Raw genomic sequence first — 12,263 nt, 5'->3', positions numbered from 1 at the left:
TGGTGAAGTCCGTCCGCTGGTCCCCGTTGAGCGCGGACGGCAGCTACGGCCTCGGCCAGCCCGCTGTCCTGGAAGAACCCGCGCTCGGCCGAACGGCAGGCGGCGAGGAAGACGATCGGGCTGCCGACCAGGCGGCGGGCGACGAAGCCGAGCACCTCGGCGCTGGCCCGGTCCACCCAGTGCAGGTCGTCGATCACGATCAGCAGTGGCGTTTCGGCCGCGACGGACCGCAGCCACAGCAGCGCCGCGTTCGACACCACGAGCCGGTCGGGTGCCGCGCCGACCTCGAAGCCGAGCGCGCACCGCAGCGCCGTGCGGTGGGTGTCGGTGAGGGCGGCCATCTCCTCTCCGAGCGGGAAGAGCAGCTGGTTGAGCGCGGAGTAGCCGACCTCGGCCTCGAACTGCGCGCCCGCCGCCCGCAGGACCCGCGTGCCGCGGCCGGCCTCCCCGGCGGCGAACTCGTCGAGCACGGCGCTCTTGCCGACCCCGGCCTCCCCCACCACCAGCAGGGCACCACCGCGCACGCCGGCACCTTCGAAGAAGGAGCGGATCGAGGCGATCTCGTCGTCACGGCCGATCAGCGGCACGGCTCGGCCCTCCCGGGCTCCCGCAGCCGGTGCCACAGCCGCGCGCCGGTGCCGCCGGCCGGGCCGGAGCGGCCGGCGCCGCCCGGAGCCGCGGCTCGCCTGCCGAAGCGGACAAGTTCGCGGGCCGCGCGGCGGTCCGAGCCGCCGTGCGCGTGTCCGATGCCGTGGGTCCGCACTCGTTCCTTCTTCAGGGCCGCCGTAATCGCCACCCGGGTCGATGAAATATTCACGACAAGCCGGATCGGCGGTGAAGCAGCAGAGACAACGATCGATCCGGACAGTTCGTACTCGTCGTCGCGATCGGCGTCCGGAACCACGCAACGACAAAAGTCATCTTAATGAACTACCTGATCTCAGGCGACACCGGGTTCGCCGAAGATCCAGTGACACCAACGAAATTCGACTTCGGTCAAACCACCCGCGGCCGCCTTCCGGTGTCCTCGGCTACCAGTCCATCCCACTCCGAAGGCGGCCGAGCGCCGGCAGAGATTCACCGAGGAATAAGCTGCCGGTAACCACGGTTACGGAGAGGCCCGCCGCGACACCTTCGGCGGAAGACGTGTTCGACATGAACGCCTTTCGGTTGATACTCATTCTCCGCTGACACATGATGGACTGGATCGCGAGAGGGGACTACGGATGATCGGCTCATTTTCTGTCGGGATCGGTTCATGGACGGGGTGAGCAGACTCATCCGGCTGGCGCACCTCGAGGGCCGTCTTGACGTGCGGTGCCTGATGGCCGGACAGTTCACTTTGGACCACGAGGCCGCGCCGCCGGGTGAGGTGCAGTTCCACCTTGTCCTGCAAGGACGCTGCACGGTGACCACCGGCACGTCCACAGTCGACCTGGGCCCGGGCGACTACCTCCTGCTCCCCCACGGCGACGCCCACACGGTGACCGCGGCCTCGGGCCGCCGGCGCCGGTTCGAGGAGGAGCCGGGAGCGACGTTCACCACGCGCAAGTCCCTCGGCGCCGAGCACGAGCTCGACCTGTTCTGCGGCCACTACCGCTTCGACTCGGCCGCGGGCGCGCTGCTGTTCCGCCTGCTGCCCTCGCTGGTGCACGTCACGATGGACCGCCCGGCGCTCGCGCTGGCCGACGTCCTGCGCGGCGAAGCGGATTCCGACGGACCCGGCACCGGCGCCATCGTGTGCTCGCTGTGCGACGCGCTGCTCGCCATGTCGCTGCGCAGCCGCCCCGACCAGCGGCTCGACACGCCCGCCCTGTGGACCGCCATGGGCGACGACGTGCTGGGCCGGGTGATCGCGCTGGTCGTGGAACGCCCGGGCGAGTCGTGGACCATCGACCGCATGGCGACGGAGGCGCGGATGTCGCGTGCCACGTTCCCGCGCCGCTTCACCGCCCGCACCGGCATCACGGTCGCGACGCTGCTCACCTCGATCCGGATGATGGTGGCCGCCGACCTGCTGACGCGCTCGGACCTCTCGGTGGCGCGCGTGGCTAGCGAGGTCGGGTACCGCTCGGAATCGGCCTTCGCGCAGGCGTTCCGTGCCACAGTGGGCACTCCGCCTGCCCGTTTCCGCAAGCACGCGGTGACGAGCCAGTGCACGCGGCAGTAGCCTGTCGTCGCATGTATTGACGGTAAAGATTCATGACCAGTCGGGAAATCCCGGTGCGGACGCACCGCCGGCGGCGCCGCGGCGGTGCGCGTCCCGGACAGCGCGGGCGGCACCGGAGAACGACCAGAACCAGGAGCAGACGATGTCCGTCGTCGAGATGACCACCTTCACGGTGGCCGAGGAGAACACCCGGGCGATGCTGGCCGCGCGCCCGGCGATGGTGGAGGCGTTCCGGGCCGACCGGCGCGGGTTCCTCTCCGCGCGGCTGGTGCGGGTGGCCGAGAACACGTGGCTGGACTTCGTCGAGTGGTCCGACGACGCCGCGTGGGACGAGTCGAAGGCCAAGGGCGCGAACCTGCCCGCGATCGGCGCGTTCTTCGCCACGATCGACGCGCTGGTGAGCGCCGAACGCGGCGTGCGCTACGACGACGCCCAGGAGACGCTCGCCGTCGAGCGCCGCGTGCGCACCGTGGCCTACGGGCCCGAGCCCTCGCAGGTCGGCGAGCTGTACCTGCCCGAGGGCACCGGACCGTTCCCGATCGTGGTCGTCGTCCACGGCGGCTACTGGACCGCCATGTGGGACCGCCGCCAGATCACCGACGTCGTCGACGACTTCCTCGGCCGCGGGTACGCGGTGTGGAACATCGAGTACCGCCGCATCGGCGAGCCGGGCGGCGGCTGGCCCGGCACGTTCCTCGACATCGCGGCGGCCGTGGACGCGGTCGACGGGATGGATCCCGCGCTCGACCCGGGCCGGGTCGTCATCGTCGGGCACTCGGCCGGCGGGCATCTCACCACCTGGGCCGCCCACCGCGGCGCTCTGCCCGCCGAAGCTCCGGGCGCGAAGCCGAAGGTGACCCCGCTCGGCATCGTCTCGCTCGCCGGCGCGCTCGACCTGAAGACGGGCGACGCCACCGGGTTCGGCACGGTGCTGGCCGACCCCGACGCCGAGCCGCCGAAGGACGCGCCCGAGGCCGCCCGTCCGGAAGTGTGGCCGATCGTCGCCGCGCAGGTCGCGAAGGGCATCGTGCCGCTCCTGGTCGGCGCGCACTACGCGGAGAACCCCGAGCGCTACGGCTGGACCTCCCCGCTCGAGCTGGCCAACCCCGGGGTTCCGGTGCTCGCCGTGCACGGCACCGCGGACGAGGCCGTGCCCGCCGACTGGAGCCGCTGTTACGCGGAGAAGACCAACGCCGGCGGCGGCAGCGCCCGCTACGTCGAGGTCGAGGGCGCGACCCACTTCGACGTGGTGCAGCCGGCCCACCCCGTGTGGCCGACGGTCACCGCGTGGATCGACGAGACGTTCACCAAGAACGCGTGACGAGCCGGGTGTCGTGCCGCCGGTCGGTGGCACGACACCCGCCGCTCATTCCGCCGTGCGCCAGCGGCCGCGGGTCAGCTCCGCGTAGTCGGTGAACTCCGGGAGCGCGCCCAGCTGCCGCAGCAACGCGAAGTCGTCGGCGAAGTACCAGTGCTCGGCGACGAGCCCGTCCTCGAACCGCCAGATCGCCATCTCGGTGATGTCGATGCGGTTGCCCGTCGCGGGAAAGCCGTAGAGCTCACCGGTGTGGGTGGCGGTCAGCGACCACACCGCCCACACGCGATCCCCCTTGGCCACGATGTCCTCGATGACGTCGTAGCGATCCGGCAGGGAGTCCTTGCGGTAGCCGCCCATGCCCAGGCCGGACAGCTCCGCCAGGGAGGCCATGCCGACGCGGTTCACGGTCGAGCCGGGCTTGAGGAACTGTGCGCGTTCTTCCAGCGGGACCGAGCGGAACTTCACGACCAGGTCGATGTTGCGGCGTTCCTCCTCCGTGTACTCGGCATCCTGGTAATCGCCGCCGACGAGGTTCGTCACGAGGCTGCGGGTGTGCATGTGGTCGTCCTTTCGAGGTCGGTCAGGCCCGGACAAGTTCGGCTTCGATCACGATGTCCACGAGGTTCGACACCACCGCGCCGCCGCCGGCGAGCAGGCCGTCGAACTTCAGCCCGAACTCGCGCCGGTCGAGCGACGTCCGGGCGGAGAACCCGGCGCGCGTGGCGCCGCGGTGGTCGACGACACCGCCGGTGCGCACGGCGAGCTCGATCGGCCGCGTGACCCCGCGGATCGTCAAGCGGCCCGGCAACGTCCAGTCGCCCACGGAGAACCCGTCGCACGACGCGGTGAACTCCAGCTCGGGAAACCGTTCGGTGTCCAGGAAATCCGCCGAACGGATCAGCTCGTCCCGTTTCGGATGGCCCGAAGACGCGCTGGCGGTCGCGACGCGGACATGCACCGACGCGCCCGACGGGGTCACCTCGACCTCGCCGTCGAGCACGTCGAACCGGCCCGTCACCCGCGCGATCGTCATGTGCACCACGGAAAACGCGACGAGGCTGTGCGCCGCGTCCACCGTCCAGGTCCCGGCCGGTCCGCAGCGGCCGGTGGGTGGTTTCGTCCACAGTGGTCACGACGCCACCCCCACCGGCACGGCCGGCGAGGTGTTCGCGAACCGCGGCATCACGTGGTCGATGAACCGCTGCAACGAGCGATTGCCGAGGGCCGGATCCATCTGCCCGTACAGGAAAACCAGCGCCAGGTGGCCGATGCCGCGCTCAACGTGGGCCGCGATCTCGCGGGCGACGGTGTCGGCGCTGCCGACGATCATCGCCTTGCGCACGAACGCGTCCCGGTCACTCGCCGCGACGCCGACGACGCTGTTCTGGAACTTCGCCGCACCGGCCGCGCCCTGGAAGGCCTTGGCGGTCGACGCGTCGAGGTAGTCCAGCGCCGGCGTGACCTCGCGCAGCGCGGACTCGTCAGTTTCGCCGACGTAGATCATCTTCTGCACGAGCGACCAGTCGCGCGCGTCCTGAATGGTCTGTTCGTCGTGGCCTGAGCGGTCGAGCGCGTCGTGGTAGAGCGCCCACTTGCGCGCGGTCTCGCCGAGCTCGTCCCGCGCGGTCTGCAGTGCCCAGCCGCGGCCGGCCGCGTCGAGGATGCCCTGGTCGGACAGCGCGGCGCGCGCGAACCGGATCGACGGGCGGAAGCTGCCGGGCATGATGCGCCGGGTGAGCAGCCCGTTCGAGTGCGTCGTGGTGAAGCCGATCTCCACGCCGTCGTCGTCCCGCTTGTCCAGCGCCCGCAACGCGACGTCGAGCACCTCGTCCATCAGCGCCGCGCGGTTCGCCGTGTCGCGGCCGAGGCCCTGGTACTCGCGCGGCGAACCGCCCGTGCCGACACCGATGGTGCAGCGCCCGCGCGTGAGCAGGTCGAGCGTCGTGCACGCTTCGGCGAAGTTGAGCGGGTTCCACAGCGCCGGGACCGCGACCGAGATGATCGTGTGCAGGTTCTCCAGCTGCGGCGCGAGGTAGGCCCCGAAGGTGAACGGGTTGCCGTAGGTGTTGTAGCCGGTGAAGTGGTGCTCGGTGAGGCAGACGCCCGCGAAACCGCTGCGGTCCGCGATGCGCGCCTGCTCGGTCACGGCTTCGACGACCTCGAGGTCGTGCGCGCCGTCGGGCGACTGGGCGTTGAGGTAGATCGAGAACTTCATGTCTCCCCTTGGGTTCTGTGAGGTGTGCGGGGTTGTCTTCAGACGTCGCCGCGGATGTGCGCGGCGACGTCGGCGCGCAGGTGCACGAAGCGCGGGTCCGAGCGGGTGGTGATCTGGTCGCGCGGCGCGGGCAGGTCCACCGTCACCTGCTCGGCGACCGTGGCCGGCGGCCGGCTCAGCACGATCACCCGGTCGGACAGGTACACGCTCTCGTCGATGTCGTGCGTGACCACGAGGATCGTCATGCCGAACCGGTCGCGCACCGACAGCGTGAGGTCCTCGAGGTCGGCGCGGGTCTGGGCGTCGACGCTCGCGAACGGCTCGTCCATCAGCAGGATCCGTGGGCGGCACGCCAGCGCGCGGGCGATGGCCACGCGCTGCTGCATGCCGCCCGAGAGCTGCCACGGGTACTTGCGCCGCGCGTCGCCCAGCCCGACCGCCGCCAGCGACTCGGCGGCGCGTTCCCGGCGTTCGGCCGCGGGCACGCCGGTGGCGCGCAACGGGAACTCGACGTTGCGGCCCACGCGCATCCACGGGAACAGCGAGCGGCTGTAGTCCTGGAAGACCATCGAGAGCCCGGCCGGCACGCCGTCCACGGGCTTGCCGAGCACGCACACCTCGCCCCGGCCGGGCCGCAGCAGCCCGGCGAGGCAGCGCAGCAGCGTCGACTTCCCCGTGCCGGACGGGCCGACGATCGTCAGCAGCTCGCCGTCGGCCGCGGTGAACGACACGTCGTGCAGCACCGGCTGCGGTTGCCCGGGATAGCTGTGGCCGAGGTCCGTGACCCGCAACGCGGGCTCGGCCGGCGCGTCCGGACCGCCCGCGAGCGGGCGGGCCGCGGCGTGGACCGGGTTCTGCATGGAGGTCATCACCAACTCCTGTCGAGTACTTCGGGGATCAGTCGTGCCGGGCCCGGCTGTGGCGGTGCCAGCGCAGCGCGCGGTGTTCGAGCGTGGTGAACACGGTGTTGAAGACGTAGCCGAGCACGCCGAGCGCGACCATCGCCGCCCACATGCCGGCGAACTCGAAGTGGCGCTGGGAGTCGACGAGGAAGAAGCCGAGCCCGCTGGTGGCGACGACCCACTCCGACAGCACCATCAGCACCAGCGCCAAGGAGAGCCCCACGCGCATGCCCGCCAGGATCGCCGGGGTCGCGTAGCAGAGGTCGACCTGCACGAGCCGGCGCACCGGTCCCAGGCGCAGCGTGCGGGCCGTGTCCCGCGCGACGGGGTCGATGGCGCCGGTCGCCTGCATCGCGTTGAGCAGTACGGGCCACGTGCAGCCGAACGCGATCACCAGCACGCGCATCACGTCGTTGGCGCCGAACACGATGAGGAACACCGGGAGGATCGCCGGCGTCGGCAGCGCCCGGAGGAACTGCGCTGCCGGGTCCACCATGCGCCGCACGGTGGGGAACGCGCCCGCCGACACCCCGATCACCGCGCCGAGCAGCGAGCCGCCGAGCCAGCCGATCAGCATCCGCACGAGGCTCGGCGCCACGTCCGTCCACAGTGGAGCCGAGGTCCAGAGGTGGCTCGCCGGGCCGGCGAACCACAGCGTCCGCATGCGATCGAGGATCTGCAGCGGCGTCGGGAAGTACGGGTTGGCCGCGGCCTCGGTGGCGCGCTGCCAGACCCAGCACAGCACGGCCAGCAGGCCGAACCGCAGCAGGAACCGGCCCGCGACCACCGAGACGGTCCGCAGTGGGCGCACCGAAACCGGCGCCGGTGAAAGCACGGCACTCATCGCGGTTCTCCTTCGCTCCACGGCAGGAACCGTCGTTCCAGGGCCCGGGCGGCCCCGTTCACGACCAGCCCCAGCAACCCCGCCGCGCACACGGCGGCGAACGCGTAGTCGGTGTGGCTGCCACCCTGGGTCGCGGCGAGCAGGTAGGCCCCCACGCCGCTGTCGGTGCCGATGAGCAGCTCGGCGGCCACGGCGATCACGAGCGCGAGCCCGATCGACACCCGGACGCCGGCCGCGATCACCGGCGCGGCCGAGGGCAGCACGATCTCGGCGAGCCGGCGCGGCAGCCGCGCGCCGTAGAGGCGGGCCGTCTGCAACGCGACGCCGTCGACGTCGCGGACGCCGTGGATCGTGTTGAGCAGCACCGGCCACACCGTGGCGCTCACGATCGTGATCACCACCGACGCGCGGCCCGTGCCGGTCACCAGGACCAGCAGCGGCACGATCGCCACCGCGGGCACCGGCCGCAGCAGGTCCACGACGATCCGTGTCGCGGTGTGCACGGCCGGGACGAGCCCGAGGACCAGGCCCACGACCAGGCCGGCCGGCACGGCGATCACCAGCGCGAGCAACGCCGAACCCGCGGTGGCGCCGAGGTCGGCCAGGAACGGCGCGTTGGTGAGCAGCTCCCCCAGCCGCGTGAGGATCACGCTCGCGGGCGGCAGGTACTGCGTGCTCACCAGGCCCGAACGGGCGACCACCTCCTCGGCCGCGGCGAGCAGGACCAGGCCGGAGAGCCCGAGCACGAAGGTGGACAGTGCGGGGCGGTGCCCCCGGCGCGGGCCGGCGCGCCGGGGCAGGACGTCGAGCGACATGGGACTGGTGTCCTTTCCGGCGTCAGCGGTCCGCGGCCATCACGCCGGCGGGCAGCGCCGTGCTGGTGAGCATCCCGGCCTGCTGCATGAGCTCCGCCAGCTTCTGCAGCGGCGCCGTGTCGGTCACGTTCGTGGCGAACCCGGGCAGCTTCATGCCGGCGGCCAGCGACGCGTCGACGCGCGTGAACGTCGGCACGGCCTTGCGCAACGCGTCGGGATCGGCGTTGAGCGCGGTGTTCTCGGCCGCCAGGGCCTTGCGGAAGGCCGCGATCACATCCGGGTGCTGCTCGGCGTAGCTCGTGGTGGTCACGTAGACGCCGACGAGCGTGTCGGTGAGCGGGCCGGTGAACTGGTCGGAGACGCTTCGCGTGCGCACCGTCTTGCGGATCGTCGAGAGGAACGGCTCCGGCGCGCAGACGGCGTCGACGATCCCGCGCTGCAACGCGCTGCCCTCGTCCGGCAGCGCGACCGGCACGAGTTTCACCGACTTCGGGTCCAGCCCCGCCGCCCGCAGCTGCGCGGGAATGGTGAGGGCGCAGCTCGAAGTCGTGCCGGGGATGGCGACGCTGTGGCCGGGCAGGTCCCGCAACGACCGGATCGGCGAGTCGGCCTTGGCGAGCACGTCGAGCTGGCCCGGCCGGCCGAGGTCGCTGAGCCCCACGACCGCGACGGCGAGCTTCTTCTGCACGGCGAGCAGGTAGTCGGCCGCGTTGTCCCAGACGATCGGGTACGCGTTGCCGAGCAGGCCCACCAGCGGCGAGTCGGAGCTCGTGTGGTTGTGCGCCTGCACCGTGACGCCGGCCTTGGCGAACCCGCCGTTGCGGGCGCCGAGGTAGACCGCCGACGACGACGTGGTCGCCGGAGCGTCCACCACGACCGCCGCGCCACCCGGCGCCGGACCGGAGCCCGAACCCGAGCCGGGTGCGGCCGTGGTGTCCGTGGTGGAGCACGCCGAGGTGACCGCCAGGGTCGCGACGCCGGCGAGCGCCGCCGCGATCCGTTTCCGGGCCCGTGTCCGCGCCTTGCCAGAGTTGCCGGTGTTGTCCGCCATGCCGATTCCGCCTTCCGCAGTACCGCGCTGCTGTGAAAGGCATGGAAGACCGCGGGTGTGACGTGGACAACGCCCTTGTGCAAGTTTCCACATCCGGTTGCCGCGGGTGGTCCCGCGGCGGCGACATGGAACCATGACTTCTTCGACTCCGCCCTCGCCGGGCGCGGCGCTGGGTTCGGCCCGGTCGATGTCCGCCCCCGTCCACCTCGCCGGCTACGGCGTGGACGCCAGCCGGTTCCGCAGCCTGGCCGCCTCGCTCCCGACGTCGGTCAGCGTCATCACCACGACCGCCGAAGACGGCTCACCGATCGGTATGACGTCGGGCACGGTGTGCAGCCTGTCGTGCGAACCGCCGCTGCTGCTGGTGTGCCTCGGCAAGGCTTCGCGGACGCTGCAGGCGATCCGCGACCGCGGGCGTTTCGGCGTGAACGTGCTCGACAGCAACGGTTCCGAGCTTTCCGCGCACTTCGCGAGCCGGGCGGAGGACAAGTTCGCCACCACTGGCTGGCATCGCGGCCGGCACGGCTCGCCCGTGCTGGAGGACTCCGTGGTGGCGTTCCTGGAGTGCGAGCTCTACCAGGTGGTCGACGGCGGGGACCACGCCATCGTCGTCGGGCTCATCATGGACGGGGAACACACGGACGCGTCGCCGTTGGTGTATTTCCGCCGCAGCTACTCGGGTTTCGGGGAATCCGGCGCGTGAGGTCAGCGGCCGGCCTTGCGCCGCAACCGTTCCTCGTCGTGCACCACGAGCTCACGCGACTCCAGCGTCACCACACCCAGGCGCGCCATGTCCTTCAGCGCCTTGTTCACGCTCTCGCGCGAGGCGCCGACGTAGTGCGCCCACTGCTCCTGCGTGAGGTCGTGCCGCACGCGGATGCCGTCGGGGCCGCGCACCCCGATGCGGTCGGCCAGCTCGACGATCCCGGCCGCGACGCGGCCGCTGATGTCGGGGTTGAGCAGCGAGCCCACGGTCTCGTTGATCCGCCGCACCTGCGCCGAAAGGAACCGCACCACGGCCGCCCCGATCCGTGGGTCGCTCAGCACCCACTCGCGCAGCCGGGCCGCCGGCAGGGCGATCACGTCGGCGTCGCTGATCGCCACGGCGTCGGATACCCGCGCGTTGCCCTCGAACACGCTGGTGATGCCGAACGGGTCACCGGGCAGGAACAACGTCATCAGCCGTTCGCGGCCCGTGGGGGTCGTCCGTCCCATCGCGACCTTCCCGGCCACGACGAGGTAACCGAAGGGCGCCGGCTCCCCGGTCTGGAAGATGACCTCACCACGCGGGTAGTGGCGCGCCGTCCCGCTTTCGAGCAGGCCGGCCACCAGGTCGGCCGGCATCCCCGCGAAGAACGGGCTCACGACCGCGCCACCCGCCGCGGAGCGGAAGCGCTCCGCGGGCGGAAGGGCGCCGGCCGGGTTCATCCGAGCAGTGTAAGCACCGGCACCGGCGATTCACGCGTTCCGCGTCCCCGCGAACAGCAGTCGAGCTCGCCAGGGACCACCGACGACGTGCGGCTCAGTGCGTCCGGACCGGCGGCGTGCCGAGGACCTCGTTGAACGCCTCCGACGACGAGGGGTGCGTGTAGACGGCGTCGCGCAGCTCGCTCGCGGTCACGTCGTGGCGCATGGCGAGCGTGACGAGGTTGATCAGCTCCTGCGAGTCGACGCTCAGCAGCGTCGCACCCACGATCAGGTCGGTTTCGCGGTCGACGACGAACTTCATCAACCCGCGCGTTTCGCCGACGATCTTGGACCGCGGCATGGCGGCGATGTCGGCGATGGCCTTCTCCACGACCTTCACCGACAGCCCGCGCGCCACGGCCTCGCGCTCGGTGAGGCCCACGCGCGAGAGCGCCGGGCTCATGAACACCGTGTACGGGATGAACTTCCGGTCCGTTGTGGACCGGTTGCCGGTGCCGAGGAGCTGGTCGGCCACGATGCGGTAGTCGTCGAGCGAGATGTAGGTGAACTGCGGGCCGCCGTTGACGTCGCCGATCGCGAAGATGTGCGGCTGGCTGGTGCGCAGGTGCTCGTCGACCTCGACGGCACCGGTGCCGGTGATGCGCACGCCGGCGCGGCCCAGCCCCAGTCCCTCGGTGGCGGGCGTGCGGCCGGTCGCGGCCAGCACCTCGTCGGCCGCGAGCGTGTGCGTCTCGCCGTCGATCTCGTAGGTGATCTCCACGCCGTTGTCGATGTCGCGGACGCCGGTCACGTGGGCGCCGGAGACGAACTCGACACCGGCTCCGCGCAGGATGCCGGTGGCTGCCGCGGCGATGTCCTCGTCCTCGCGGGGCATGATCCGCGGCGCGGCGTCGAGCACCGTGACGGCGCTGCCGAACTGGGCGTAGGTCGAGGCGAACTCCACGCCGACGTAGCCGCCGCCGAGGATGGCCAGGCGCTTCGGCAGGTGGTCGAGGTCGATCAGGTCGGTGCTGGTCAGCAGGCGGGTGCTCTCGCGCAGGCCGGGGATGGCCGGGACCGTCGGCACGGCCCCGGTGTTGATCACGATCGTGTCCGCCGTGATGCGCAGCACGTCGTCCCCGGCCGCGACCCGCACGGTCTTGGGGTCGAGAAACGTCGCCTTGCCGGTGATCACGGTGACGGTGTCGATCGTGTCGAGCATGGCGAAGTTCTTGCCGCGCATGGCGGCGGTGAGCGCGCGCGTGTCCTCGACCGCCTTGCGGTGGCGCTCGGGCGGGGTGCCGGTGCCGGGGTGCTCGGCGTGGTGGACGAGCGACTTGGTGGGCACGCAGCCGATGTTGATGCACGTGCCGCCGTACATCTGGGCGGACTGCTCGATCATCGCGACGCGCTTGCCGAGCTTCCCCAAAGCCGCGGCCAGCGTCTTGCCGCCCTTGCCGAACCCGATGACCACCAGGTCGAAGTGCATGTCGTCCATACGGTCCAGCATTCGCCTCCGCAAGAGGCCCGACTACGCATGA

The 12,263-nt window shown here is 71.5% G+C and carries 13 protein-coding genes and 1 pseudogene; 3 read left to right on the top strand and 11 right to left on the bottom strand.

The window, feature by feature from the left end; translation table 11 throughout:
* Nucleotides 1–188: 188 nt before the first annotated feature.
* Together AB0878_RS10565 and AB0878_RS10560 are read right to left on the bottom strand one after the other, a co-directional pair.
* Nucleotides 189–524 (bottom strand): annotated as a pseudogene (locus AB0878_RS10565) (ATP-binding protein); the annotation flags it as partial.
* Between the two features lie 53 nt (nucleotides 525–577).
* The gene (locus AB0878_RS10560) at nucleotides 578–904 is read right to left on the bottom strand and encodes a hypothetical protein (protein ID WP_366578546.1); all 327 of its coding nucleotides are present in this window, start codon (nucleotides 902–904) and stop codon (nucleotides 578–580) included.
* Between the two features lie 363 nt (nucleotides 905–1,267).
* On the opposite strand from AB0878_RS10560, the gene AB0878_RS10555 reads away from it, so the two are divergent.
* Nucleotides 1,268–2,170 carry an AraC family transcriptional regulator gene (locus tag AB0878_RS10555; RefSeq protein ID WP_366578544.1) on the top strand — a complete coding sequence of 301 codons (903 nt, stop codon included), beginning with the start codon at nucleotides 1,268–1,270 and terminating at the stop codon, nucleotides 2,168–2,170.
* Nucleotides 2,171–2,312: 142 nt separating this feature from the next.
* Nucleotides 2,313–3,491 (top strand): alpha/beta fold hydrolase, encoded by a 1,179-nt coding sequence (locus AB0878_RS10550; protein WP_366578542.1) that lies wholly within the window; start codon nucleotides 2,313–2,315, stop codon nucleotides 3,489–3,491.
* Nucleotides 3,492–3,536: 45 nt separating this feature from the next.
* Here the strand turns inward: AB0878_RS10550 and AB0878_RS10545 are convergent, their stop codons facing one another.
* The 7 genes from AB0878_RS10545 to AB0878_RS10515 are packed head-to-tail and all read right to left on the bottom strand — an operon-like array spanning nucleotide 3,537 to nucleotide 9,315.
* Complete coding sequence (locus AB0878_RS10545; RefSeq protein ID WP_366578540.1) at nucleotides 3,537–4,046, bottom strand: ester cyclase; 510 nt, start codon at nucleotides 4,044–4,046, stop codon at nucleotides 3,537–3,539.
* A 22-nt stretch (nucleotides 4,047–4,068) separates the two neighbouring features.
* Entirely contained in the window at nucleotides 4,069–4,563 is a 495-nt protein-coding gene (locus AB0878_RS10540; protein WP_366578538.1) for a YceI family protein, read from the bottom strand.
* A 54-nt stretch (nucleotides 4,564–4,617) separates the two neighbouring features.
* On the bottom strand, nucleotides 4,618–5,703 hold the full coding sequence (locus tag AB0878_RS10535) for an LLM class flavin-dependent oxidoreductase (RefSeq protein ID WP_366578536.1): 1,086 nt from the start codon (nucleotides 5,701–5,703) through the stop codon (nucleotides 4,618–4,620).
* A gap of 38 nt (nucleotides 5,704–5,741) precedes the next feature.
* Nucleotides 5,742–6,572 (bottom strand): ABC transporter ATP-binding protein, encoded by an 831-nt coding sequence (locus AB0878_RS10530; RefSeq protein WP_366578535.1) that lies wholly within the window; start codon nucleotides 6,570–6,572, stop codon nucleotides 5,742–5,744.
* A 28-nt stretch (nucleotides 6,573–6,600) separates the two neighbouring features.
* A complete protein-coding gene (locus AB0878_RS10525; protein WP_366578533.1) occupies nucleotides 6,601–7,449 on the bottom strand; it encodes an ABC transporter permease in 849 nt (282 codons plus the stop codon).
* Nucleotides 7,446–8,264, bottom strand: a complete 819-nt coding sequence (locus AB0878_RS10520) for an ABC transporter permease subunit (RefSeq protein WP_366578531.1) — start codon at nucleotides 8,262–8,264, stop codon at nucleotides 7,446–7,448. Before AB0878_RS10520 ends, AB0878_RS10525 begins: the two co-directional genes overlap by 4 nt.
* Before the next feature lie 22 nt (nucleotides 8,265–8,286).
* Nucleotides 8,287–9,315, bottom strand: coding sequence for an ABC transporter substrate-binding protein (locus AB0878_RS10515; RefSeq protein WP_366578529.1), 1,029 nt, complete (start codon nucleotides 9,313–9,315; stop codon nucleotides 8,287–8,289).
* Nucleotides 9,316–9,448: 133 nt separating this feature from the next.
* Here AB0878_RS10515 and AB0878_RS10510 point away from each other — a divergent pair, with 133 nt between their 5' ends.
* Nucleotides 9,449–10,018 carry a flavin reductase family protein gene (locus tag AB0878_RS10510; RefSeq protein WP_366578527.1) on the top strand — a complete coding sequence of 190 codons (570 nt, stop codon included), beginning with the start codon at nucleotides 9,449–9,451 and terminating at the stop codon, nucleotides 10,016–10,018.
* A gap of 2 nt (nucleotides 10,019–10,020) precedes the next feature.
* Here AB0878_RS10510 and AB0878_RS10505 read toward each other — a convergent pair whose 3' ends face one another.
* Both AB0878_RS10505 and AB0878_RS10500 read right to left on the bottom strand, forming a co-directional pair.
* Nucleotides 10,021–10,743, bottom strand: a complete 723-nt coding sequence (locus tag AB0878_RS10505; RefSeq protein ID WP_366578525.1) for a Crp/Fnr family transcriptional regulator — start codon at nucleotides 10,741–10,743, stop codon at nucleotides 10,021–10,023.
* Nucleotides 10,744–10,837: 94 nt separating this feature from the next.
* Complete coding sequence (locus tag AB0878_RS10500; RefSeq protein WP_366578523.1) at nucleotides 10,838–12,220, bottom strand: FAD-dependent oxidoreductase; 1,383 nt, start codon at nucleotides 12,218–12,220, stop codon at nucleotides 10,838–10,840.
* Nucleotides 12,221–12,263: the final 43 nt, after the last annotated feature.

Origin of the sequence: Amycolatopsis sp. NPDC047767 (genome assembly GCF_040704195.1) — a bacterium.
In the GTDB taxonomy this organism is placed as follows: domain Bacteria; phylum Actinomycetota; class Actinomycetes; order Mycobacteriales; family Pseudonocardiaceae; genus Amycolatopsis.
Note: the sequence above shows the minus strand (reverse complement) of the source record. Positions and strands in the feature narration are given on the sequence as shown.